Origin of the sequence: Amycolatopsis sp. NPDC005961 (genome assembly GCF_040629235.1) — a bacterium.
GTDB classification, from domain to species: domain Bacteria; phylum Actinomycetota; class Actinomycetes; order Mycobacteriales; family Pseudonocardiaceae; genus Amycolatopsis; species Amycolatopsis camponoti.
Window position 1 is genome coordinate 114847 of sequence record NZ_JBEXVF010000020.1, and the last position, 25160, is coordinate 140006.

Annotated in this window: 18 protein-coding genes; 7 read left to right on the top strand and 11 right to left on the bottom strand. The window is 61.8% G+C overall.

All coding sequences use genetic code 11. The features are described from left to right. Positions 1 to 274: 274 nt before the first annotated feature. The 3 genes from ABZ342_RS20365 to ABZ342_RS20375 are packed head-to-tail and all read right to left on the bottom strand — an operon-like array spanning position 275 to position 4952. Positions 275 to 1489 (bottom strand): DNA adenine methylase, encoded by a 1215-nt coding sequence (locus ABZ342_RS20365; protein ID WP_360475058.1) that lies wholly within the window; start codon positions 1487 to 1489, stop codon positions 275 to 277. Beyond that, positions 1486 to 2886: a hypothetical protein gene (locus ABZ342_RS20370; protein ID WP_360475061.1), complete on the bottom strand. Its 1401-nt coding sequence runs from the start codon at positions 2884 to 2886 to the stop codon at positions 1486 to 1488. The genes ABZ342_RS20365 and ABZ342_RS20370 overlap by 4 nt, the downstream gene beginning before the upstream one ends. After that, positions 2886 to 4952, bottom strand: a complete 2067-nt coding sequence (locus ABZ342_RS20375) for a DUF87 domain-containing protein (RefSeq protein ID WP_360475064.1) — start codon at positions 4950 to 4952, stop codon at positions 2886 to 2888. The genes ABZ342_RS20370 and ABZ342_RS20375 overlap by 1 nt, the downstream gene beginning before the upstream one ends. 565 nt (positions 4953 to 5517) lie before the next feature. Here ABZ342_RS20375 and ABZ342_RS20380 point away from each other — a divergent pair. Then, on the top strand, positions 5518 to 10314 hold the full coding sequence (locus ABZ342_RS20380; RefSeq protein ID WP_360475067.1) for a type ISP restriction/modification enzyme: 4797 nt from the start codon (positions 5518 to 5520) through the stop codon (positions 10312 to 10314). 70 nt (positions 10315 to 10384) lie between these two features. Here ABZ342_RS20380 and ABZ342_RS20385 read toward each other — a convergent pair whose 3' ends face one another. From ABZ342_RS20385 to ABZ342_RS20395, 3 genes are all read right to left on the bottom strand, one after another. Next, positions 10385 to 12043, bottom strand: coding sequence for a TIGR04141 family sporadically distributed protein (locus ABZ342_RS20385; protein WP_360475070.1), 1659 nt, complete (start codon positions 12041 to 12043; stop codon positions 10385 to 10387). 537 nt (positions 12044 to 12580) lie between these two features. Further along, positions 12581 to 13291 carry a hypothetical protein gene (locus ABZ342_RS20390; protein ID WP_360475073.1) on the bottom strand — a complete coding sequence of 237 codons (711 nt, stop codon included), beginning with the start codon at positions 13289 to 13291 and terminating at the stop codon, positions 12581 to 12583. Then, positions 13288 to 14295 carry a DUF4268 domain-containing protein gene (locus ABZ342_RS20395; protein WP_360475076.1) on the bottom strand — a complete coding sequence of 336 codons (1008 nt, stop codon included), beginning with the start codon at positions 14293 to 14295 and terminating at the stop codon, positions 13288 to 13290. The genes ABZ342_RS20390 and ABZ342_RS20395 overlap by 4 nt, the downstream gene beginning before the upstream one ends. 198 nt (positions 14296 to 14493) lie before the next feature. Between ABZ342_RS20395 and ABZ342_RS20400 the strand changes: the two genes are divergently transcribed. After that, positions 14494 to 15552, top strand: a complete 1059-nt coding sequence (locus ABZ342_RS20400) for a hypothetical protein (protein WP_360475079.1) — start codon at positions 14494 to 14496, stop codon at positions 15550 to 15552. A gap of 181 nt (positions 15553 to 15733) precedes the next feature. After that, positions 15734 to 16213 carry an Lsr2 family protein gene (locus ABZ342_RS20405; protein WP_360475082.1) on the top strand — a complete coding sequence of 160 codons (480 nt, stop codon included), beginning with the start codon at positions 15734 to 15736 and terminating at the stop codon, positions 16211 to 16213. 115 nt (positions 16214 to 16328) lie between these two features. On the opposite strand, the gene ABZ342_RS20410 is transcribed toward ABZ342_RS20405, so the two are convergent. From ABZ342_RS20410 to ABZ342_RS20420, 3 genes are all read right to left on the bottom strand, one after another. Beyond that, positions 16329 to 17234 (bottom strand): nucleotidyltransferase, encoded by a 906-nt coding sequence (locus ABZ342_RS20410; RefSeq protein WP_360475085.1) that lies wholly within the window; start codon positions 17232 to 17234, stop codon positions 16329 to 16331. Continuing rightward, positions 17234 to 17887: a hypothetical protein gene (locus ABZ342_RS20415; RefSeq protein WP_360475088.1), complete on the bottom strand. Its 654-nt coding sequence runs from the start codon at positions 17885 to 17887 to the stop codon at positions 17234 to 17236. Before ABZ342_RS20415 ends, ABZ342_RS20410 begins: the two co-directional genes overlap by 1 nt. Positions 17888 to 18012: 125 nt before the next feature. Beyond that, positions 18013 to 18570 carry an Imm1 family immunity protein gene (locus tag ABZ342_RS20420; RefSeq protein ID WP_360475091.1) on the bottom strand — a complete coding sequence of 186 codons (558 nt, stop codon included), beginning with the start codon at positions 18568 to 18570 and terminating at the stop codon, positions 18013 to 18015. Between the two features lie 338 nt (positions 18571 to 18908). Here ABZ342_RS20420 and ABZ342_RS20425 point away from each other — a divergent pair, with 338 nt between their 5' ends. The 4 genes from ABZ342_RS20425 (at position 18909) to ABZ342_RS20440 (ending at position 22393) form a co-directional block, all read left to right on the top strand. Continuing rightward, the gene (locus tag ABZ342_RS20425) at positions 18909 to 19622 is read left to right on the top strand and encodes a DUF6308 family protein (RefSeq protein WP_360475094.1); all 714 of its coding nucleotides are present in this window, start codon (positions 18909 to 18911) and stop codon (positions 19620 to 19622) included. Next, positions 19619 to 20413 carry an NYN domain-containing protein gene (locus ABZ342_RS20430; protein ID WP_360475097.1) on the top strand — a complete coding sequence of 265 codons (795 nt, stop codon included), beginning with the start codon at positions 19619 to 19621 and terminating at the stop codon, positions 20411 to 20413. The genes ABZ342_RS20425 and ABZ342_RS20430 overlap by 4 nt, the downstream gene beginning before the upstream one ends. A gap of 152 nt (positions 20414 to 20565) precedes the next feature. Next, on the top strand, positions 20566 to 21399 hold the full coding sequence (locus tag ABZ342_RS20435; protein ID WP_360475100.1) for a GHKL domain-containing protein: 834 nt from the start codon (positions 20566 to 20568) through the stop codon (positions 21397 to 21399). Position 21400: 1 nt separating this feature from the next. Next, positions 21401 to 22393, top strand: a complete 993-nt coding sequence (locus tag ABZ342_RS20440) for a response regulator (protein ID WP_360475103.1) — start codon at positions 21401 to 21403, stop codon at positions 22391 to 22393. On the opposite strand, the gene ABZ342_RS20445 is transcribed toward ABZ342_RS20440, so the two are convergent. Both ABZ342_RS20445 and ABZ342_RS20450 read right to left on the bottom strand, forming a co-directional pair. After that, positions 22386 to 23132, bottom strand: coding sequence for a hypothetical protein (locus ABZ342_RS20445; protein ID WP_360475106.1), 747 nt, complete (start codon positions 23130 to 23132; stop codon positions 22386 to 22388). The genes ABZ342_RS20440 and ABZ342_RS20445 overlap by 8 nt on opposite strands. 69 nt (positions 23133 to 23201) lie before the next feature. Continuing rightward, positions 23202 to 24689 carry a recombinase family protein gene (locus ABZ342_RS20450; RefSeq protein WP_360475109.1) on the bottom strand — a complete coding sequence of 496 codons (1488 nt, stop codon included), beginning with the start codon at positions 24687 to 24689 and terminating at the stop codon, positions 23202 to 23204. Positions 24690 to 25160: the final 471 nt, after the last annotated feature.

Consider the following 25160-nt stretch of genomic DNA (forward strand, 5'->3'; position numbering starts at 1 on the left):
TTCGAGCAGGGGTGGTGTCTGTTCGACCAGCGTCGCCCGGGGACACGTCTGTGAACGGTCAGCGGTGCCCAGGTGGCGCGTCTCGCGATGGTCCCGCGCGAGACTCGCTCGCCGGCCGAGTCGACCTCCGAGCAGCGGATGCGGAGACAGTACGTGACCGAGCTGGCCAGGGGGCGTACGCCGACCGGCGCGGAGCTGGACCGGATCGCGGGCACGAACAACTACTGCCGGAAGGTGCTGCGCAGGTGGCGGCAGGCGGGTGATCTCTCCGGCATCAGGGCAGCGCACGCAGCTGGTGATCTACGGGGACGGTGGACGGCGGGAGGGTTGTAATGAGTAGTTCATCAGCGTCACGCTTGCCGTTCTTACCGCTGGCGCTGTAGCGCGTCTTTACCAATCTTTTGGTCAAGGTCCAGGAGTGCGCGCCGAGCGTCTCCTGGTCCACGCGGCTAGGCGTCATTCGAGCGTGCGCATAGAGCCAACTGCTTTCGGTCAGCAGTGGATTGTTGTCATAGCTGAGCAGCCAGCGGAACTGCGCCTTAGTGCGCAGATACGCGGCGAGCCGCATGTGAAGCATGTGGTCGTCTGCCTCTGCCTTGTCAGCCCTGTCGCCGCCATATCCACCTCGGGGGTCGAAAGAAGTACGGTACAGGTGCGAGGCTTTTTCGATGTAGGGCGGGTCGAGGTAGGCAACGACGCGGGACGGGATCAGCTGCGGGTAGTACTCGGGCACGTCATCGAGTGTCTGTTTCCAGTCCTTGTGCCAGACATCGACGAGCCGGCCAGTGTCGTACAAATGACCGACGTACCGAAGCCGTTCCTCTATGGCCTCCGGATTCCACCGGCATCCGATGCCGTACGGGCTCTCCTGCTTGCGTCCGCCAATCGGTCCTGCCTTACCGTGAAGGATTCCAGAAAAAGTTGTGCGGTTTAAAAATAGGCACTGGGTCGCCAATCCCAGTCGGACCGTGGCAGGCTTCGCGTTCTGAGCGGGCGCCCAGGAACGCCAATGATCCCACCGCCCGACGGCGGTCGATCCGCCCGGCTTAACGTATCGTGTCCACTCGTCATGCATGCGGTCGATTAATGCCTCTGTATCGGCGGCCGCAGCCTGCCAGAAAGCAGTCACCAACGGATCCACGTCAGCGAGCAGCACTCGGTCGACGATTCCTTGACCGACGAGTCGCAAGGACGCCGACGCGCCGCCAGCGAACGGCTCGACCAGCAGGTTGATCTCCGGCACGGCCCGCGATCCCTTAGCGGCATCCAAGACCCGGGCGATCACAGGGGCGAGGGACGATTTTGCTCCTGGGTAGCGTAGTGGCGACTGATACCTGCTCGTCATGAGCGCATGGTCAACGGCGCCGAGGGGCGTGACGAGGGGGCGAGGCGTGTCGAGGATGTGCGTCGGCATCAGGGACGCAGCACCGTGAGCTGCGTAACCAGCGCGGGAGGACGCGACCGGCAGCACCGCCACCTTCTCGATCATGGGGCAGACCGTACCGGAACGGCCTGCCCACCAGTCGAGTCGAGACCGAGACGTTTGGTGGCCACGAGGCGGAGCACATCGGTGCCCACGCCAATCGGAAAAGCGGCCTTCCCGTGCGCGGCCGCCACCGGGATGATGCCATCGACGTACATTGATGAACCGGTGCGGTCGATCACGTCAAGGATGGCCGGCAGCGTCGGGTAGGCCGCCGGGTCGGGTTGGCCGCCGTTGGCATCGTACGGTGCGCCCGTCGGTGGCGGTACGGTCGGGACGACGACTCGCCCATCAAGTGCGCGATACACGAACTTGCGGCCCCAGTAGGTCTCCTTGCCGTAGGCGCGAGCGTTGTTCGCGTTGACGACCCGAGCGATGATGTACTCGTCGCATATCAACAGCTCGCCTGGTTCGAGAATGCCGAGCCGGGCCAGTTGACGCGCGTAGTCGACCAGAACACCTGACTTCTCAATCCCGCAAACGTATGGTGCTTTGCCCGGAGCGGTACTGCCCATCACCTGGAAGTACTCAAGGGCTCGCCCGCGCAGCTTTGCCGGTGTGCCGAACACGGCCAACGGGCCATCTACGATGAACAGCGTCGTGGGCAGAGCTTTCTGACGCGACTGCTCCCACAGTAGCGTCGCCAGCCCAACTAGCACCAACAGCTCGATCACCGACATCAGCCGCCCGATAGCGGACTGATTCGTGCCCTCTTCGCCAACCTCCTCGTGGATCCGAAGGACGTCGGTGGGAAAGAGGTGCACACCGCACGCGTCGCAATCGGCGCCAGCGGGTGGCACGGGAACGTCCTTCTTGCAGTCCTGCGTCGGGCAGTTGACCGGCACTGTGGCCGCTGGCGCCCCTGGAACGCCGTGGAGAAGAAAGAGCAGGTCCAGTAGTGGCTGATCGAGGCGATTGACGTCGATCTTCTTCTGCCGAAACAGCTCGTTGAGAGCCTCCCGCCACGACGTGACGATGTCGACACCGGCGCGTGTGTACGCGCCGGAAACGGGCAGGTCCAGCGTCACGAGGGCAGTGTTGACGGCACGCTCGATCTTGTACGGATCGACGAACCGCTCGGCCCGCTGCGACTCCAGAACACCGAGGTCCACGTACGCTGCGGCGGCCTGCGCGAACCCGTATAGGACCGATGGGAGGCCATCACGCACCGGCTCGACGACGTATGAACCATCGATTGCCAGCGCGGCGCCGAGGCGCTCGGGCGCCGACGGCGCGGCGAAGTCGCTTCGTGGACGGATGCGCGTGCGGATCGAATCCACGTCCTGGATGGCCTCGGCCGGAACGTAGAACGTGCGTTGGTCCGCGACAGCTCGGACGGCGGCCGCCGAGTGACCCAGCCGCGACGCGATCTCGTGGGCCCCGCTAGCAGTCTCGTAGGGCATCAGGGAGCCGTCCCGTTCACCGGCAACGGCGAGTCGCCGGCCGCGGCTCGCGCCTCGTTGACAAGCGCGACGTCGTACCGGTCGATCTGGACGGGGACGATGTACGGCGAGGACAGCGTCTTCAGTCGCACGTAGCCACGGTCCTCGGAGGCGATGATCGCATCTGAGAACGCCCCGAAGTCGTAGAACTTGGCCAGTTCTCGTACCTCTGTCGTGTTGTTCAAGTGTGCGACAACCCAGTTGGCGGTGTTCGCCTTGACCTGGTGTGCTACTCCGGAGACCTCTTGCGTTGCGTAGGTCATGCCGAGATTGAGCTTGCTGGCTTCTTTGGCGAGCTTGACCCATACGTCGAGTTCGTCCTTGTAGCGGTCGGACGAGAACAGGTTGTGTGCTTCCTCAAGCATCACCTGGATATGCGGCGGCTCCTGTCCGGAGGTGAAGACCTCGGTCTGCTTAAACAGCAGCCGCCGGGTGATCGATTCGCTGAGCACCTTGGTGATCGCCTCGGCGCCGACGTGAAGATCGACGATGACGATCCGACCTTCGACGAGCTCGCTGTAGATCTCCAGAGCGGGATCTTGCTGTGTCAACGGGCTGTGGAACGGACGCAGGGGGTTCAGGTTCTTGTGGCCTCGGACGTTGCGATTGCCGCTCTTCGTCGTGAAGATTGGCTCAACGCTCTGCCAGCGCACGTCTTTCGTGAAGTCGATCGCCTCGGTGTCGCCGGCCTCGCGCAATTCGATGATCTTGTCGACGACTGCATCAATCTCGCCAGCGGCGACATTGACTATGTTTGCGGTTTTGCCGGCCTGCGTAAACGGATTGCGACCGAGTCCGGCTACTTTTTTCGGCCCTTGGATGCCATTCTCGACCTTTCCTTGCAACGCGCCTTTGATGTTGACCCGCGCCGCAAAGCTCGAGGGCACAGTGAACCCGGCGCGCATCAATGCGCCATACAGCACCATTCGCGCGCGACCTGGATGGGCGTTGAACGAGTTGACGGGGTCATCGGCGTACGACGCGCTGGCGAAGTCCTTGATATACCCTGAGTCCTCGCCGCTCAATTGGTTGGCGATGAGTCCCTGAACGGCGTCGATCTGGTTCTCTGCGAAGAAGTTGATGCTGAGCGGCTTAACGTGGGGCTGCGATCCGTCGGCGCCGAACTTGAAGATGCGGACGTGTTTCGCGCCAATCGCTGCGATATGGGTGCCATCCTGCGTGTTCGGGTTGGCATACTCCCCCTGCGGGTCGAAGATCAACTGACCGATGGGATGTCCGCCCGCAGCACGCTGTCGCTCGGAGACCACGAACGTACGCGCGATGATGATCTTTGCGGTGTTCGACTTGCCCATCCGGGTCATACCGAGCAGAGCGGTCTTGTTGCCGATGAAATCCCGGATGTTGACCTCAACTGCGGCGTCTGCTTGCTTGGATGTCCTGGCTCGCCGCCTCGTCGCGGAGTACCGCACTGCGCCGATACGCACGCGTTCCACCGGGCGCCCGGTCGGCTTGAGATAAGAGGCGATCGTTGCGAGACCGTCGCCAATCGGCTTCAGGACTCGATACGTGGACGTGGCATAGAAGTTGTCTACGTCGGCGCCGAACTCCAGAACTGTCTGCCCATCCAGGTCGTCTTCGTAGAAGGTGCCGAGGATCTTGCACCGCACGCCGGTGAACGACACTCGGTTCTTGGTGAAGGGGTCAAGCTCAGCGTCAAGCACCGCGGATGGCGATGGGTCCTGGCTGTTCGAAAGGGCCGTTCGGAGGGACTCCTCACGCACGGCGTGCAGGTCGCGCTCAAGGGACAGCGGTGCCGTGCCCTCGACACGCAGAAGCAGCACCTCGTCATCGTCGACACGAGGGTCGTGGACGTCTTGTGCGGTCGCGAGCAGGAACGAGAACTGCGGGATGCCGCCGGCGTCGAACTTCCAGAGGTCGTGAGTCAGTACGACGGCCTGGCTGTAGTCGATCTGGTGAATCGCGCCGATCCGGGTCGACCGACCGTCTGCCAGCAGCTCCGACCGAAGTAACGACCCGGCGCCGACGCCGGGGATGAACTCTGTCATTCTCGCCCTCTCGAGAGACGTCAGGTCGTACAGCCTCGGCAGACCTCGATCTACGTTGCCGAACCGCCCAGGAGACGCGCCCGCCAGAAGCAGCCCTTTCGCGTGCCCCCTCGGCCCGCGATTGGGCGATTATGCCAGTGAGACTGCCGCGGCCGACTACAGCGTGACTCGGCCAGTCGGGTGATCCACCGAGCTGTCACGCAACGCGTACGAGCGAATGCGCATCGTGGTAGTCGTGTGCACCAACTAGCTCTGCAGCCCGCAAACTCTGACGAGCCGACTACAAGAGGGAAGCACCGCCAAGCCTAGCGGCGGCAAGCTAAGCTCAACACTGCCTCCTTGGACCGCGTCGGCGACAGGACCAAGGCCACGGCCCCGCCACACCCAGGACCTACTCGTCAGTACGTGCCGCGTCGATCGGGCTCGCAAGTCGCCAAAGGCAGGCAGACCCTGCGTAGGCCGGGTACGCGGCCTATGCCGGGTAGGATCAACCCGACTAGCGTGCTGGCGCGTTGTTGCCACCTTAGCTCGTCCGGTCCCCCCGGTATGCGATAGAACTGTCTCCATGTCGACGACGATCTATGACGTTCTTGAGCAGCTCCGCGCGACGGCTATCTCAGAGGTCGACAAGGGCGCGAAGTTTGAGCGTCTGATGAGGGCCTACCTCAAGACCGACTTGGTCTTCGCCGACCAGTTCGCCGATGTCTGGCTGTGGAGCGAGTACCCCGGCAACCACGGCAAGCACGACACCGGCATCGACATCGTCGCCCGTGACAGGGAAACCGGCCACGATGTCGCGATCCAGTGCAAGTTCTTCGCGCCGTCCACCTCCGTCACCAAGCCGATGATCGACTCCTTCCTCGCGATTTCCGGCAAGGAGGGTTACCGCGAACGCATCATCATCTCCACGTCGGACAAGTGGAACGCCAATGCCGAAGATGCCATCCGCAACCAGACGATTCCCGTCCGCCGGATTGGCCTTGCCGACCTAGAAGCATCGCGAGTCGACTGGTCAGTCTTCTCGCTCGACGCCCCCGAAGAGCTCACGCTCTCCTCGAAGAAGACACCGCGCCCCCACCAACGGATCGCGATCGACAAGGTCGTGGCCGGCTTCAGCGACCACGACCGAGGCAAGCTGGTCATGGCCTGCGGAACCGGAAAGACCTTCACGAGCCTCAAGCTCGCAGAGGAAAATGTCGGGCCCGGCGGAAAGATTCTTTTCCTGGTCCCAAGCATCAACCTGCTGTCTCAGACCGTGCGCGAATGGCTCGACAACGCCGATGTGCCGATCCGTCCGATCGCCGTCTGCTCCGACGCCAAGTCGACGAGGCGCAGGTTAACCGATGACGGCTTCGAAGACATCTCAGTCACCGACATCGCGCTGCCTGCCACAACCAACATCGCCGAGATCACGAACCGGATCTCGGGCGCGGAGTCGGACACGGCTTCCATGACTGTGGTCTTCTCGACCTATCAGTCGATCAACACCGTCGCCGAAGCGCAGAAAAAACTCGCAGCGTTCGATCTTATCATCGCCGACGAGGCACACCGCACGACAGGCACGACGCTCGCCGGCGAAGACGAATCCAACTTCCAAAAGGTCCACAAAAACGACTATCTGCCGGCCGCGAAGCGACTCTACATGACCGCGACCCCGCGCATCTATGACGACTCCACGAAGACCAAAGCGGGAGAGGCCAACGCGGTGCTCGCGTCGATGGACGACGAGGAACTGTTCGGTCCGGAGTTCCACCGTCTCGGCTTCGGCGAGGCGGTCGAGCGCGATCTGCTGACCGACTACAAGGTGCTGGTCCTGACCGTTGACGAAGAATCAGTCGCCCGCACCTTCCAGGTACAACTCTCTGACGATGGCAACGAGCTCAAGCTCGATGACGCAGCCAAGATAGTCGGCTGCTGGAACGGCCTGGCCAAGCGCGGCAAGGTCGAGCACTCGTTCGAGCCCGACATCGCTCCGATGCGGCGCGCGATCGCGTTCGCCGGCAACATCGCCGAATCCAAGCGAATCGAGGAACTCTTCCAATCGGTCACCGACTACTATGTCAACGCCACCGACCAGGAAAACTCCGACGGTAGCAACCCGCTCAAATGCACGGTCCAACATGTCGACGGCGGCATGAACGCCCTCGAACGCAACACTAAGCTCGACTGGCTACGCGGCGAGCCTGCCGATGGCGCTTGCAGAATCCTCACCAACGCCCGCTGTCTCTCTGAGGGAGTCGACGTTCCCGCCCTCGACGCCGTCATGTTCCTCTCGCCACGCAAGTCGGTGGTCGACATCGTCCAGTCGGTCGGCCGCGTGATGCGGCTCGACCCAAAGCGCGAGAAAAAGTTCGGTTACATCATCCTCCCGATCGGCATCCCGTCCGGCATGACGCCCGAGGAGGCACTGCGGGACAATAAGCGATACGCCGTCGTCTGGGAGATCCTCCAGGCACTTCGCGCCCACGACGAACGATTCGACGCGATGGTCAACCGGATCTCGCTCTCCAAGGCCCGCGACCGCAAAGTCAACGTCATCGGTGTCGGCGGCGACCAGCAATGGGGCGAGCAGGGTACCCTCGACCTCGTATTTCCAGACCTCGACCAGTGGCGCGACTCCATCTACGCCAAGATCGTGCAGAAGGTCGGGTCCAAGGAGTACTGGACCGATTGGGCCAAGGACGTCGCCACCATCGCCGAGCGGCAGATCACTCGCATCAGTGCACTGCTTAAGAGCCCCGAGACGGGCGTGCGCGACGAGTTCGACGAGTTCCTCGCCGGCATTCGCGGCAACCTCAATGACAACATCACCGAGAACGACGCCGTCGAGATGCTCGCCCAGCACCTCATCACCCGGCCCGTCTTCAACGCCCTCTTCGCTGGCGACGACTTTCTCGACAACAACCCCGTCGCGGTCACGATGGAGAAGATGCTCGCCGTCCTCGACCAGCACGACCTCGAGGCCGAGAACGAGTCGCTCCACAAGTTCTACGACTCGGTGCGTCGCAAGGTCGCCGACGTCAAGGACCGCGAGGGCCGCCAGGAGCTGGTCCGCAGGCTTTACGACACCTTCTTCGCCACGGCGTTCAAAAAGACCGTCGACAAACTCGGTATCGTTTACACACCGATCCCCATCGTCGACTTCATCCTCCGTTCCGCCGACGGGGTGCTGAAACAGGAGTTCGGCCAGTCCCTTTCCGACGAGGGCGTGCACATCCTCGACGGCTTCACTGGCACCGGCACCTTCATCGTCCGACTTCTCGAACTCGGCCTCATCAAACCACACGACCTCGCCCGCAAATATACCGAGGAACTCCACGCTAACGAAATCCTCTTACTCGCCTACTATATCGCTGCGGTCAACATCGAAACTGCATACATGGGCATCAAGCGCGCCTCGTTGGTCGAGACCGCGAGTGAAGCGAACGGTATCGAGACCAACACAGCCAACGTTGAGGACGTTGAGTACGAATCCTTCCCCGGCCTGGTCCTGACAGACACATTCCAGTCCTGGGAAGACGACGACCGCCCCGACCTCAAGATCTTTCCCGAGAACAACGAGCGACTCGAACGACTTAAGCACCTCCCCATTACCGTCATCCTCGGTAACCCGCCCTACTCAGTGGGGCAAGGGTCGGCCAACGACGACAACGCTAACGAGAAGTACCCGTCGCTCGATGAAGCGATTCGAACCACGTACGCCGAGCAGTCAACTGCGACGAACAAGAACTCGCTCTACAACTCCTACATCCGCGCTATCAAATGGGCGACCCTACGCATCAAGAATCGCGGCGTCATCGCTTACGTGACCGCAAACGGGTTTCTGGATGCGAACAGTGCCGACGGTCTAAGGAAGTCACTAGCGGATGAATTCACGAAGATTCTTGTTCTTGACCTCAAAGGCAACCAGAAGGGCGACTGGCGAAAGGAGGGAGGAAAGGTCTTCGGAGAAGGCAGCCAGTCAGGGATCGCTGTCGTAATCCTGATCAAAGACCCAGCTCAGCCGAGCCCAGCGGTGATCAGCTACGCGAGCATCGGCGATTTCCTTAGCCGCAAAGAAAAGCTCGCCAAGATAGCGGAATCGAGTCCCTTGCCCGAGCTCGAGGCGACTACGATCACCCCTAACAAGGCAGGCGACTGGATCAACCAACGAAGCGAAGAATTCAATAGCTTTTTGCCAATCAATGGCACGGCGGGCATTTTCTACGATTACGGCCCTGGAATGCAGTCGAACCGCGACGCATGGGTTTACAACGCCAGTCGCGGCGCACTACTCGAAAACATGAAGCGGGCGGTTACATCATATCGGGCCGCATTGGAGGGCGTGCGGTCTAACGATCCTCAGGAGATTAAATGGTCGTCGTCTCTCGAGAGCCGGGCCTCTCGCGGTGAAGAGATCGAGTTCGTCGCTGAGGTTGTGCCAGCCATATACAGGCCGTTCGAGCGTTGCTTCAGCTATGCAGACCTGCGATGGATTCATCGGCCTGGTGCCACCCGAAGGTTCTTTCCTGCGGGGCCTCCTAACACAGCCTTTTACGCTCTAGGCCCCGGGGCCACGGCTGAGTTCTCGTTGTTAATGACGGCTGATATTCCCGATGTCCAGGCGCTTGGCGCAGGGCAGAATGGTCAGGTCTTCGCTCGGTGGCGCTATGAGTCAGCTGAAGACATGGGAATGCTCGACGTCACAATACCAGGCGACGAAGTTATCGACGGATATCGCAAAATCGACAACATAACCGATGAGGCACTGCGACGGTTCCAGGCCGCGTATGGGTCGAAGATCACGAAAGACGACGTCTACTTCTACGTCTACGGGCTGCTACACAGCCGGGAGTATCGCGAGACCTACGCGGCCGACCTGAAGAAGATGCTGCCACGAATCCCTCTCGTGGAGGACGCGCGACCGTTCGTTGAGGCTGGCCGGGACCTATCGAAACTTCACCTGGGCTATGAGTCGGTGACGCCATACCCTCTCGACGGGCTGGACATGGAGTCGTCTGGCGACCCGTACGACTTCTTCACCGTCCAGAAGATGGCGTTTACTAAAACCCGCGATCCGAAGACAAAGAAGCTCGTCGTTGACAAGACAGCAGTTGTCTACAACTCCCGGATCACACTCAGCGGGATTCCGGAGGACGCCCACCGCTACATGCTGGGCTCGCGATCAGCAATTGAGTGGATCATCGACAGGTACCAGATCAAGACCGACAAGGCTTCGGGTATTGTGAACGACCCTAACAGCTGGAGCCGCGAGGTTGGCCACCCGCGCTACATCGTTGACTTGTTCGCCCGCATCGTCACTGTCAGCCTCGAAACAATGAAGATCGTCGATAGCCTGCCCGCGCTTGACATCCTGGAGTGATCGAACGCCCGCCTGGTTGACATCACCGCCCGGTGGCGGGACAGGTAGCCATGCCCTGCCCCGCCACCAGCTAGGCGGCGGCCTTGTGGCTCCGCGTCCGCACCTTCGGCGTGTACGAGACGTCGGCAAACTGCAGCGTGCATCGCAGATGCCGCAGCGTTCGGTGCAGCCGGAGCAGGCCAAGCTGGGACAACGTGAACAGCTGGTCCACATCCCACGTTCGGCCGGCGATCGCCAGCACGACCACCGACGGATCCATCGGCTGACGGTGCGGGTCAAGCGCTCTGACCTTGTCGTTCAGCTGCTGGACCGCTTCAGGCTCGTCGCGGATGGCCTGGGCTGCGACCTGGGCCTGGGTGAAGAGGTGGCTCGCGGCCGGCGCGCCGCCGAGCCACTTGACGTGCACCATCTCATCGGCCGGACCGACGACGTCGCAAAGTTCGAACCGCGGATGGAAAGGCGTCGACGCGAAGTTGCGGTCGAGACAGAGGTAGCCGTCCTGCTCGGCGGTCAGATCACAGAAGCGGTGCTCGTCGTCGCGCTTCCCGGTCGGCGTCCAGTGCGGAAACGACAGGCTGCTGCGATTCTTGAGCAACGCGGCCACCTGCTCGCGAATCTGCTCCACGAAACCCTCGCCGATGCGAAACCACTTGCCCTGGTGGTAGCAGTACCGGACGTTGTCGATTGTCGTCTCGAACACGAACCACTTCCGCAGCGAGGTCTGTGACGCGAACTCCTGCTCACCGCCGTCGTCGAGGCATGGCAGCACGCGCGCACCCTGGAGACTCTCGAGGCGGTCTTGGGCCGCGATCAGCTTGAACCGCTCGGTGAAGTCGTTCAGCTCAATGTTCGTGTCGACGACGTACGGACTCCACGAACCAAGACGCTGGATCTTGAACGAGCCCGCCTCCTCTACGTCACGGGCGACGTCATCTGGCCAGGCCAGGCCAAGAGCGCCAGCAGTTTCGTCGCCACCGAGTGCCGCGGCCAGGCGCGACTCGAGTTCGCCGCGCTTGATGTAGGACCTGGGTAGCGGACGCGTCTGTGCGGCGAAGCGGAGCGCCGAGTGGTCGTCGGGCTCGTCGACGGCCTCCCCGACAGCCCGGAGGTCAGCCAGCAGGGCATGAGGCTCACGAGCGAACGGCGCCCAGAGCGCATTGCCGACCTTGATGCGGTACGGCTTGCCGGTCTCCCGGCCGTAGGTCAGTCCTCGGAGGTCCGCTGGGCCAGCGATGCGGTTGACCAACTCGCCGTACGGCTCGATTTGGAAGCCGCCCAGATCGCTACCGCCCGGAAAGGAGGTCTGCGTGGCACGAGCTGTGACGTCCAACGCGGAGCTGGCCACCAGACCAAGTCGGCTGCAGTCCAGTCGGCGGATGCCGAACATCAGGCCGAACCCTTGCTCGACCAGCTCGCTATCGACCAGGAGATGACCGGAGCCCCAGGTCAAGGCGTACGTCCAGGGAGGTAGAGGCACAAGCAGCACCCCGAACGGCATGTCGCCCGAGAAGTTGAACTCGACGCCGGTCAGCGAGTGCATGTGATCGGCCCACGACGGCGCGTCCGAGCGAAGGACGCCGCCCATCGCGAGGCACTCCACATCGCCGAGCAGGACATGCTGATTGACGATGGTGTCGGCAGATTCAGCGGAAAGAAGGTATTCCGCCAGGTCAAGGCCACCGTCGAGACGGTAGAGGGATACCGGGCGGCACGAAGAACGTGGGGGCACGGGGAGAACCCTTCGGTGGTGGGAGGTGCGAGGAACTACGGCGCACTCGCACGTACGCCGCCACCTCCGGACAGCCAACAAGACAAGAACCCGCCGGTGATCAAGCTCGCACTAGCGGGCTGCGGCAATCGCCTCTACCCTCACCACCGTTCCCTGGTTCTGGATGCGACTCCGGGACTCTTCAGCTGGAACACCACGCGGCTCCCTGCTGGAACAGGGGGCCGCGTTTCTTCTGCGGTCGTGAAGGCCGCGTGATCCCATGATGCGCCGAGGCTCCGACAGTCCTCGCAGCGACCCCGCCTTCGTCGCCAGGCGGCGAGTGACAGGCGGTAAGCGGCCTCGCTGACACAAGTCGCGCCGAATGGCGGTTGACACCCTTTCGCGTGATGCAGGAACAGGCAGCCCACACCAGGGCATACACGATCGGGTGGGTGCTCATCTCTTCGGTTGCCGACGACTCGCCGGCTCCTGGCACGCCTCGGCCGCGGGTGGACCTTGATCGACCAGGACCTGGTCGAGGCTCCCTCGATGTGCGGGCTACCGGTACTGGCGGCGCTGAGCCGCGAGGATTTCGGCGCGCACCTGCTCCGGCAACTCGGCGACGAAGACTTCGATGCGCTGGTCGCGTAGCGCGGCAGCCGCCCACGATCGACCGGCCTGGAACGGCTTGGCGGCCGCGTCGTCGGAGAAGCACAAGATCAGCCTCGGGCGCGCCGGTAGCGTCGACGCGATCCAGCTGAGCTTGAAGGCATCGGCAAGCACCTTGTGCCGCTGGGCTGACTTCGGTGGACCTTGGTGCGCCCATGCCTCGACCAGCACGGTTTGGGCAGCGTCGACGCCATCGACTTCCACCCGAGCGCCCGTCGGGGTCACGATTCGCCGCGGCTGCAGCTCGACCCCGAGCCGGTTTGCGAGATGAGCGATCATCAGCGCCTCCGCGGTTCGCTGTTCAGCGCTCGACCCCGGCGGAACCTCGATCGGCTCATCAACGACAAGCTTGGTCGAAGCCGGCTCGTCGACGACTTGCGCGTCTGCCTGCCGCGCTATCAGGGCATTGACTAGCTTGCCGGTACCGCCGACGTATCGCTGAAGGTACCCATCGGCAGCGAGCCTGCGGCAGATCTGGTTGACGGTCTGTCGCTGCGCGACGCCGAGCCGTTGGGCGAGCTCATCGTCATCCCACGGCCGTCGGCTCGTCCGGAGGGTCTCGAGGATGCGTTCCGCGATCGTCCCCGACGTCGCAGTCACTGGACCTCTCCATCCAGCTGGACGACGGACTGCTCCGCGTCCTTCGCGGCCTTGGCTAGGTCGCGCAGCCGGCCATCGAAGTGCTGGTGCAGCACACTCGCCCGCTCGACGCTCCACGTGACCGCCTGCTGCCTGGTGTCTTCGTCGGCGGTTTCGAGGTCGAAGCCGACCAGGTAGGTCGCGATGCGGCTGCTGCGGTTGTTGTCGAGCCTGTCCCAGTCCAGCGCGAACCCGACCGCCTGCTCCAGCAGCTCGCGATCGGCGATGAGCTCATCGAATATCTGTTTGGTGGACTGCTTGCTGCCAGTGTCGAGGTAGATCTCGATGCGGTAGCCCTGCTTGGTGAAGGTCAGGCTGTAGTAGCCGAACGGCCCGGAGGCGAAGCTGCACCAGTTGGCGGTCTGTGTCTTCGGAGCGCGGATCGCCGGGTAGGTGGTGGCCATCAGGTCGAAGACGTCCTCGAAGAAGGCCATACGCTGCTGGTTCTTCGGCGAGACCGCTGCCTTTGACGTCTCCTTTGCCGCTTTTGCCCAGTCGTTCGGCTCGACCACAACGGCGAGCACGGGTGCGCGCAGCGACTCGCCGATATGGACGACACTGACCTCAATCCCGAAGGCCCGCACGTCGGCGTCGGTGCGCTCGTTGAGCCAGACCAGCGCGCTCCGGTGTTCCTCCCGAAGACGTGTCGTGATCCAGATGGCGGTCGACGCCTCAAGTCCACTGGCATAGACGAGCAGCTGGCAGAGGTGTGAGTGGTCACTCGGTTCGAGCTGATTCTCGATGATGACGTTCTTGCCGTCCGGGTCCTTCGCGTGGATGTCGACGCGGAAGTCCCCCACCAGGACCTCCTGGCCCTCGACGGTGAGCGGCAGACCGATCGCGTCGCTGAGCACGTCGATGTTCGCCGCCAGCCAGGGCGTGAAGTCGCCGGCCTCGTGCTTCCAGATGTCGCGAGGATTCGCGAGTCGTTCGAGGCGGCCGAGGCCATACGCGTCCGTGCTCATCGTTCAGATGTAGCACCCTCAAGGTTCGCGGCGCGAGCGTTTCAGTAAGGCAGTAGCTTTACCGCAGGGTGTGACCGGTCGACGGACAAGGTGCTTTAGAGGCCAGCAGTTTGCCAACGCCAGGCCAGCCGCGGGGCGATACGGCCGTGACACGGCGGTGCTTCCCTTTCATGTTCGGCAACCGTAAAGCTAAAGCGCATGCCACTCTTCGAACTGACCGCCGACAAGCTGGAGACCGTGCCGTCGTCCACCTTCGCTACGGAGCAAATCCTCGAACGCGCCGACCTGCAACGGCTCCTGCGCGCCCAGATCGACGCCGTGGTTGAGGACGTCCTCATCGTCAGCGAGGAGTTCGCTGAGTTCGCCGGCGCCAGGCGGCGCATCGACCTGCTCGGCATCGACCGCGAGGGTAAACCCGTGGTCATCGAACTCAAACGCACTACCGACGGCGGTCACCTCGAACTCCAGGCGCTGCGCTACGCCGCGATGGTCTCTGCCCTGACCTTCGACGACGTCAGCGAGGCATACGAGCGCTACCTGCTCCAAGTCGAGCCCGACGCCGCCGACAGCGCCCGCGGCCGGCTGGCCGAGTGGCTTGAGGACGTCGGCGGTGAGGACGCCGTCCTGACACGTGACGTGCGCGTGGTGCTGGTGTCCGGCGGGTTCGACCGCGAGATCACTACGACCGTGTTGTGGCTGAACGAGGTCTACGGCTTGGACATCCAGTGCGTTCGGCTCACCCCGTACAAGGTCGGCGAACGGCTGCTCCTCGACGTCCAGCAGGTCATCCCGCTCCCGGAAGCCGCCGACCTGACCATCCAGCTTCGGCGCCGTGAGTCCCAGGCTCGCGCCGCACGAGTCAGTGAGGGTCGAGATTGGACGCCGTACGTGATCACTACGCCAGAGGGGACCACTGAGCCGCTGCGCAAGCGTCAAGCGGTTCTCGCGCTGGTGAGCGGACTCCACGCCGCTGGCGTGCCCGGTGCCCAACTGGCCGAAGCCATTCCCGGCCCGCGCATGCTCAGTCTTGCAGGCTCCCCCAGCGACGACGACCTTGCCGAGGAGTTCGTCACCCGGTACCCCAAGGCCAAAGGCAACCTGCGCCGCTGGTTCATCGAATCGCCTCTACGCGAGGCCGATCGGACGTGGATTCTCAGCAAGATGTGGGGCCGAAACACCGAGCCCGCGCTCGCCAACCTGCTCGAACTCGCACCTGAAGGCTTGGCGTTCGGGTACGAAGCTCGCCCGCGCGACTGACCAGGGAGGTCACCAGTATTACAGCCCTTCGCACACAGACGGCTGGATCATGCCGAAAGCCCTCTTCCGGCTGATGAGGTGTCCAGCGCCGTGTGTCACTCCGCTATCTCCGCATACTGAACCTATGCTCGATGGCGTGCGTAAGCGCGTGCTCATGTCACTCCGTTGAAAGGCCTACTTCATGGCTCAGAAAGTCCTCGTTGAGATCGTCGACGACCTCGACGGTGGGACCGCCACGCAGACGGTGCCATTTGCACTCGACGGCGTCTCGTACGAGATCGACCTGTCCGACGAGAACGCCCAGGCGCTGCGCGACGAGTTCGCACGGTACATCGAGGCTGGTCAGCGCACCGGAGGACGTCGGATCCGCGTGGCCGCCGGCCAGTCGACGACGGGCAGTGGAAGCAGCCGTGGTGCGTCGACCAGTGCGGCCAGCCGCGAGCACAACCAGCAGGTCCGGGCTTGGGCGTTGGCCAACGGCTATGAAGTTTCGGAGCGCGGGCGGATCTCGAATGAGATCTACGCAGCCTTCGAGGCCGCCAGGGCCGCCGCGTCGGCTGTCGAGCCGGAGTCGGAGCGCGCGCCTGAACTGGCCGAGGAAGCGTCGACCAAGCCAGCTCGTAAGCGAACATCTCGCAAGAAAAAGTCTGACGAGGCCTGACGACGAAGGTGCCCACGGGATGACTGCTGGCAAGCGAATCGAACCGAGGCTACTTGTAAGCGCTGTTTTTCACGGGCGATAGCTACCGATGCCCGATCTCACCCCGCTAGCTAAGCTATTTCAGCCCCAGATGATCCCACGCCGCCGACGCCATGGTATGGACTTGCTCACGCGTCCAACTAACTTTTCCGCGAAACAGGTACTTCAGCTCATGCACCTCTTCCCAGTCGTTCCAATCACCCTTCACCAACGTGGCGTTAAAGATAGTCGCCAAGACTTCGCGCATATCGGCAAGGTAGGTTGCGTGGTTAAAATACTTGTTCGGCACATTGTAGACAAGGCATTCTGTCAGGTATGACGGCAGCTCTTCGTCTAGCTCATTGTTTTCAACAAGTCGCGTCTGCAGCTTCTTAAGAGCTCGGACCATCCGCTTATAGCGACGTCCCGTGGCGTTATTTTTCTCAATTCCCTCCGCAAGTTGCTGAGCAGGAAAGTTATCTTTGTGACCGCCGTCACTCGGATACACTCGCGACCCTTGATGGAAAACTGGTTCTCCGTTCTCGATCCGGTCGTAGCGGCGATACTCCCAGCATGGCACAACGTCGGCCGGTAAAGTCGTCTTCTTCTCGCGCACTCGGTAGGCGATACGTCCAGCATCCACGGCACTCTCACCGTACGCCTTCTCCAGCGCACCAAGGATGTCGGCCTTAAATTCGGCACGCGTGTACGAGTCACTGGAAGACTTAACATTAACCGCGCTTTTATCTTTTCCCTTCAGATCGAATGCCAGTTCAGAGTAAAAATATCCGTAGTACTCGACCGCAATGTCAACGTCGTAGTTGAGACGAACGTTGGTGTTGTTCGCATACGAACCCTTGGCGTACACGCGATACTTGCGTCCCGCCAACGGCCGATAGTTGGACAGAGCAGCCTTAATCTCATTCTCTGTCCGCTGCCGCCTTGAGTCTTCGTGATTACTCGGCCGTTTGGCTGCCGTCTTGAGCCAGTCTTCCCAGTTCATTATGAGAACCACCTCACAAACGGTTTATGGGCTTTGAAATCAGTGCTCTCTAGCGCCGACTGCGCATCACCGAAGCTGTGCTTGCTCCACTCAGTAAACCGCATCTCACCCGTAGTCTTACGACTTGTGAAATACTGCCCCGTTAGCGCTTCACCGTCGGCGCCGGAAAGATGCAGGTCACAGACACCTTGGTGGCGAGCCATATTATGCGCTTCACTTTGCCGGGGCGTATTCATATAGATGAAACTCATTCGCCACCGGTCGTCAGATTCCTTGAAGACCTTACCTTGCTCAGTCACCGAGGATGACGTGGCCGTAAAGAGCGTCACCCAAAGCTGCGAATTAGTCTGTTTTACGCGAATAACCGTCGGCATTGGTGGAATTTTCTCGGTCTCGCCAGGCCGAATGAAATCTGATTGCAGAGTTCCGCGCCACGTACCAGCGACAAGCGGCTTCCCCGTCACCGCGCGAACGAACTTCCACTTCCAGATGAACTTGTCATATGCCAGGACTAGGATCGTTGCAACTGTCCCAGCGATGGAGAAGCTCTTGAGCGCCACCTGAGGCAAAGGGCCGTTACTTAGGAGGGCAACGCAAAACCACACGACGGCGGCAAGACCGATAACAACCTTTGTCTGCGTCTTGTCGATCATTAACGTAGAGCACCCTTGCACAGGTCGCGAGGCGGACTTCTTCGCGCGAACTATACGCTTCGGTCAAGCACTGCAAAAGGACACGCCGGATAGTGACACGAAAGTGTCAACTTAGTTCGTCGCCATCAACTACACGAGGCCGCGCCCAGCCACCAGGAACTCATGCAGCCCGTGGCGCACGGTAGATATCGGGACTTCAACGATGGCCGGCACTTCGCTGTGGTTACCCCCGTGTAGATGTAGTCGACCATGGTGTTGGCGTCATCGCCCCCGACGGTCCAGCCACCTTCGGTCCGCGAGGTGTACCCGATGAAACCCTTCTCCTTGCCGAGGGCGACATCAAGGGCAGGCGAACGCTTCACCCCGGGGAACGCCACCTGGATCATCGGCGGAGCCGTGTGCTCGGCCGTCTCCTCGATGATGCGATCGACCGGAGCGTCCGGCTCGGCAGCGGTGGTCACGCGGATCACGACGTTGCCCGCGTCATCCTTCGGGAGCAGGACGGGCGGCAGCGAGTCGCATCCCAAGGGACCGACAGACGGCCTGCTATTCAACACGAGTTCAGTGCGCCGCTGGCCGCTCTGGACCACCTCGGCGGCCACCTTCGCTTCGACGTGCGCGGTTTGCTGAAGCTCCAGACTGGCAGGCGCCGACCCAACACGTAGGAGACACGTAACTGACATGCAGTCCCTAGCGACTTACCTGAACTGCAGCAATGGGAGGTGCGATGCACTGTCAGGCCACATGGCGGGCGCTCGCCGTCACGTATGCCGTCGTCGCCGGGATGCAGGTCTACTTGGCCATCTCGATGAACACTGCCTGGGCGTGGGAGCTGGGAGCCGTTTTTGCGCTCGCGGCGGCTGGCTTCGGCTTCGCGGTCTGGCGAGCTCGGCGACCTCCAGGCGATGGCGCGTTTCCCGACCCCGCACCTACGGCGATCGCTCTGGCCAGCGAACCGCGTAACACGGTCAACTTCCAGAGCGACCTCAGGTCCAGGCACTGACGCTGAGGGAGGGGTGCTGTGAGGGTCGACGTCGGTGGAATACCCCTCGCCAGCGACTACACAACCCAACACGAGCTGCTTGATCGGCATGTTCTCGGTGATGGCCGGACGGCCGCGGTTGAATCGCTCACGCGGTACTTCAGCGAGGACGCAGCGCGGCCTCGCTATACCGGCCGCTGGTTCGAGCGCATCGCCGGCGGGGGCGATCGGCCCGACATCGCCGACACCGTGACCGAAGCCGACGTCCTCGCCCTGAGCTTCCTAGGCATCACGGACCTAGCGAACGTCGCCATCGACACAACGATTACCTACCCGGCCGAAATCACCGAACTGCTCGAGCAGATCCCGCCCGGCCTGGCGATGTACGAGGCGCCGTGGCCGACGTACGCGCCCGGTTCGCCGGCCAGCAGGTTGTGGTGGCTCCTCAAGCGCTGCGGCGGCAAGGACCGGTGGGTCACGGCCAACAAGCTGCTGGCCCGGAAGCGCCCGCATCTGCTGCCGGTCTACGACAGCCAGGTCAAGGCCGTCCTCGACGCTCCCCGCAGCGTCTGGGCCTGCCTCTGGACGTGGTTCCAGGGCGACTCGCGACGAGCCGACGCCGTGTCCGAGCTGCGCGACCAGGCCTGCGACCTCCATGACATCAGCTTGCTGCGCTGCCTCGACGTCATCCTCTGGATGCAGGCGACTGGACGAAGAACCCAGCCACCCACGACGAACGGAGCGCCGACATGACCGCCGCCACCGGGCCTGGCAACGGGGAACAAGTCGCCGTCTTCATCGACTTCGAGAACCTGGCGATCGGCGCCGCCAACAGCCTGCCCGACCAGGCCAACCCGGTTCCGTACGCCGCGCTCGAGCTGGTCTGCCGCGACTACGGCAACGCCTCGATCCGCCGCGCCTACGCCGACTGGGCGAAGCCGCAGTTCGGCAAGTACCAACACGACCTCGCCATGAACGGCGTCGACCTGATCCAGATCCAGCGGTTCGGGATGCAGCAGAAGAACGCCGCCGACATCCGGATGGCAGTTGACGCCATGGAAACCTTGATCACCCACCCGGACATCGGGACGTACCTCCTGGTAGCTGGCGACGGGGACTACTCGCCGCTCGTACAGCGGCTACGGGAGTTCGGCAAGCACGTTGTCGGTGTCGGCACCGAGGCGTCGGCGAGCCCGCGGCTGGTCTCCGTCTGCTCCGAGTACAAGTACTGGGGCACACTGGTTGCTGCGGTCGAGCCGAGTGCGAAGTCAACGGTGGAGAAGACGTTCGACATCAAGCACGGCGAAGAACTGCTGGTCCGGGCGGTCAAGCAGAGCAATACGCCGACGCCAGTGGCAGCCTGGCTCAAAGCCCGGATGCTTACCCTCGACTCGGCCTTCGACGAGCGGAACTACGGCTGTCGGAACTTCAAGGAGTTCCTGGGCCGGCTGTCAGCGACGGTAGAGGTTCTGGTCAGCGATGGGCCAGGTGACCTGCGCGTTCGACTGATCGAGGCAGTTCCTGCACCGCGCGTCGAGGCGTAAACACGCTCGCGACATTCAACTCGCCAATAAATCAACAAGATCAAAGTAGGCTCGCACGACGGCGAGCCTATAAAGAGCAAGATCTATGCCGACCCTCCGCGAAGGGCGACTAGACCTCTACAGCCCTCGACACACTCATGTAGGCTACATTCGTGCTAAATTTGACAGCGTGGCTTCCCTTGCTCGGTGGCCTATTCATCGCCGTCGCGGTATCATGGAGTGTTTACCAGCACCGGTACACCCGCAAGGAACTAGCCAGACTAAGGCAAACTGAGAAGCTCATAGTCCGGTATGCCGACTTCCTGAATGTCATAGATGGCACGGCCAAGGAAGTATCGGACTCCGCAGCGATTGCGTCCGATGCGATTCGCGAGGTCGCCCACGCCCTCAACACCCCACTATCGCAGATTGAACTCTCGTTAGCATCAGCGATTGCACAACAATTCGAGGGCGGCGACGAGCTAACACAAAGACTCCGTAAGGCAATCCGCGCCATCGACACCTGCCGAGCGACTATAACATCCTTTGAGCACCTGTCGACAATGGCTAAATCAGCTGCTGGCTGGGATGTAGACGATCTCGAAATAGCCCTAATTGCAGCGCTCGAGATGTACGTCGAAGGATCTGAAAACTCCATTAGCACTGAAGTTGTCGCTCCGCGATCTGTTCGCGGCCACGCAAACCATTTCTTGATCGCAGCTACGCTGCCGTTGTTGCAGAATGCTGTTGAGTGCGCCTCATCAGGTACTTTGGTGAAATGCACAGTCTCTTCGGATGGCAACCAGCACAACATCGAAGTCACCAACGCATGCCCAACGAAGCCAGATCTGCGCTCTATGCAGCGCGACGGGTTCACCAATAAGGGTGCAGGACACTCCGGGATGGGACTCAAGACAGCACGTACCCTAGTTCACCACCTTGGCGGATCCCTTCGCTTCACATACAGAGACAAGACAGTTCTCGCTCAGATCATCCTAGGAGGATAGAGTGACCGCATTCGACCTCATTATAGTGGACGATGACCTTGAGTTCGCCGAGGAACTGAAGGACTTCCTAGAAGGTCAGCTAGGGCTGACGGCGACTGTTACTGCGGATCCAAATAAGGCCTTGCAAGTCGTGAAGGACGACGGCGTTAAGATCGCCATCCTCGATCAGCGCATGGCGCCAATGACAGGACTTGAGCTCGGCAGGAATATCACCGCCACCGACAAGCGCGTGAAAAACGTTCTTCTCAGCGGACAGGCAACCGTTGATGATGTCACCACAGCGTGGAACACAATTTTCGCCAAGTATGTTCACAAGAATAACGCCGTTTCTTCATTGCCGGGGATTATTGCGAACCTACTTATCAGGTACAACCAAGAGCTCGCAGCAAGTATGCGCGAATTACAATCTCGCCCCCATCGAGTGCGAAGCAGGCGATGGCCCCTCGGCTCGGTCATCGAATATCAGCTTTTGAGTATCGATGAAGTTGACCGCGACTACCACTTTCCAGACAACTGGTCTACCAGGGATCAAATAGACGCCGGTGTCACCAGAAAGAAGACCGTTACAGTCACCTGGAAGCGCAGTCAGTCCCAAGAATTCGAGCTAAGCTTCAAGGAGTCGATTGGTGCCACGCTCTCAACTTCTGCGCTCGCCAAGCTCCAGGGTTCCCTTTCTGCCGACGTAACCCAGCGCGAAAAGCTCTCTCAGACGTTCGAAGAGTCAGCGACAGTTGTCCACGAGACGACAATCAGTCTTCCTGATGAGCCCGCAAATCCTACCGAACTGCATGTGAAAACCCGATGTTTCCAGGTCGCACCGGTCTACATTCGCGCAGCGATAATCGTGGCTGCGACATGCCGCAGCTGCAGAATGAAAGAATTAATGAAGACGACGCTCTATTTGCCCCGCCCAGCACTAGCTACCCGACACTTTGATACGTACAGCAATGGTGATACGCGGACCGTGCTAACAGGAATCGTGGGAATCACCTAATACGATCAAGCAAGAAGCCGACCTCCTGGCCATAACCAACATTCTGCGCAGACAAGATGAACGAAATTTCGGCGGAAGATTCCTCTCTGGACAAGTCAGTAGTAGGTATCGAACCGGCAGGCGAAATGACTCGGGGACCCCGAAAGTGAAGCTCACTCGGCAGAGTTACTTGCAAACTAAATTCTTCGCATCCCCTACGAAATTTTCTTAAAAACACTTCCGAGTTAGCGCCGGACACTAAATCGATGCTCAGCCCTGGCCAGAAAACTTCCACGACCAAGTCGAGCTCTCCCCGAGGTACCTCTTTGGGAAAATGAACGAACATGGTAAGCACGTCTTCACGCCAGAGCGAGGAGACGTTGCATTGCGTATTGAATTCTTCGCCGACGATGAAAACCTTTACGCGAATCTTACGCTTCTGCGTCGACGAAACTCCTCCAACAGAGGCGGCCAGGCTCACTTGAAAGCTTGGGTTAGCCGTTTGATAATCGACACGAAGCCGTCGAAGAATTCTGGCGTCGCCATTCTTGGCGATGATAACATCCTCTTGCCACTTCCTGATTTCAATCTCTCCACCCCGTCTCAATTGAACCGTTGCCGCGTTCGCCAACCCACTCAATAGGGCGTCTAGGTGCCGAGCCATGCGATCGCTCGCAACACGAAGTTTCCGCACCTCACGCACAACGCCTGTCACGTAGGCCAAGAGAACGACTGCCAACACGACGCCAATGGATGACATGCTCTGACCTCCTCGCAGCAACGCTAGCACGATTCTAGCCGGTAGTCTTAAGTCCAAAATTGCATGGCTTCAAGGAACTCTCGTCCATATTCGCCGAGTCTCGGCTGCCCGCATGTCCAGGCCAGCGGACTGCGAAGCGACGATCGCCGTCAGCGTCGCAGAGCCCGGGTCGAACCGAAGGGCAAGCCCGAGAGCGCGGTACACGTCGACCGCCGTCGCGGGGTGCTCGCGCTGGCCCGCGTCGGGTAGCTCAGCCAGCCGGTTCGTTGCAACCCACGGATCAACCCGCTGCTGGATGACGTCCTCACGGACGTAGACCGTGGTCGGATGGTCGGCTCGGCACACTCCGGCCGGCAGCGTCCGAGCGAGGCAGCGATAGTAGATACGGGCGCCATTGATGGAGCCGTGCATCTTTCGGCCGCAGAGTGCGCAGCGGATCAGCCCCTGAAAGCGGTACTGGTGCACCGTACGGCGCGCAGCGCGTTCGACCATGCTGCCGCCACGAGCCTTGGCGCGGCGCAGTAGCTGGACTTGGGTGAACTCCGCCACCGACACGATGCCCGGGTGTGCGGGCCGCTCCGAGCGCACAACATCGCCTGGAGCGGCTCGCCGGAACCGAACGGCATGGCCGGCGGCCACGTCGTCGGGGTCAAGCAGGACATCGTGCTTCGTCCAGCGGCCGAACACGGCGTAGCCCGTGTAGCGCGGGTTCTCGAGGATGGCGCGGACCGTGCTGGCCTGCCAGCCGTCGCCCCGCCGGTGTCTGTTCTGTGCCGGACACCGCGCAGATGGGCACGGGACCCCGTCACGGTTCAGGGCCGAGGCGATCTCGCGGTCGGTGCGGCTCTCCAGGTACTCGGCGAAGATGCGCACCACGACTGCCGCCGCGTCAGGGTCGAGCTGCAGCACCCGGAGATGAAGCCCTTCGGCGGCTTTGCGCGGATGTGGGTGGGGGCCGCCGTCGATCACGACATAGCCGTAGGGAGCCCGGCCGCCCTGGTATCGGCCTTCGTTGCGGACCTGTGCGTCCATCGCCGCGCGTACTCGCAGCTGGACGTGCCGACGCTCGGACTCGCTCATCCCCCCGAGCAGACTCATCAGCATCGCGTGCGACGGGTTCCGCGCCTCGTACCGCCCACCCAGCTCGGGCACCCACAAGTCAACGCCGTACGCCGCCAGTCTCGGCGCGGTCAGAGAGAATTGATTACCGAACCAACATCGGGTGCCCTCGCCGACCACCACGGCAGCCCACCCGCGGCTACGGTCCTTCAGGTCGAGTAAGAGTTGCGCGGCGGCCGGCCGCCGGTGCCAGGGCACGGAGCGGGACTCGCCGATGTCGAAATACTCAGCGACAACTCGCCCACCTCGCGGTTCGATGAACCGCCGGGCGTTGCCCAGCTGCCAGCCTCGGGAGGTCCGCGGATCCTGGTTGTCCTCCGTGGAGCATCGGCCGTAGAACGCAGTGGCATCCACGGCCGTATCAACCGGCTTCGCTGCTCCCTTACCCCACAACGCGTCCAGTGCAGCCCACGGATCTTGTTGAGCGCTGCTGGTCATGGCCACCTCCACCCCGCGCGGCAGTCCGACTCGCGCCGACCGCCAACCCCAGACGATCAGTGTCGACCCGCGGGAATGGCGCAGCCGCGATCTTCACCCCGATGAGTGGTGGTCACGCAGCGACGACCTCAGCCATCGTGGCTTCCGTCCAGTCGTCTGAGCTCTGTCACCTTGAAGCGAGGCGCCAGCTGGGACGACTGGCCGTCATGGGGCGGCAGGCGCGCTGGTAGAAGATCGGCCACGCTGACTGCAGAGGGTAATCAAACCCGTCACCCAGCCGTTGAACGATCGGCCGCTACCACTCAGCGCGACACCCTGAGTACTACGCGAGGGTAACCAATCGGCTTCGCCAAGATGTTCCTAACCGAACTGGGGGTCGTGCTGATCGCGCTGCCCGACATCTTCAAGGGCATCGGCATCAACCCCCTCGAGCCCGCCAACACCAGCTACCTGCTGTGGATGATCATGGGC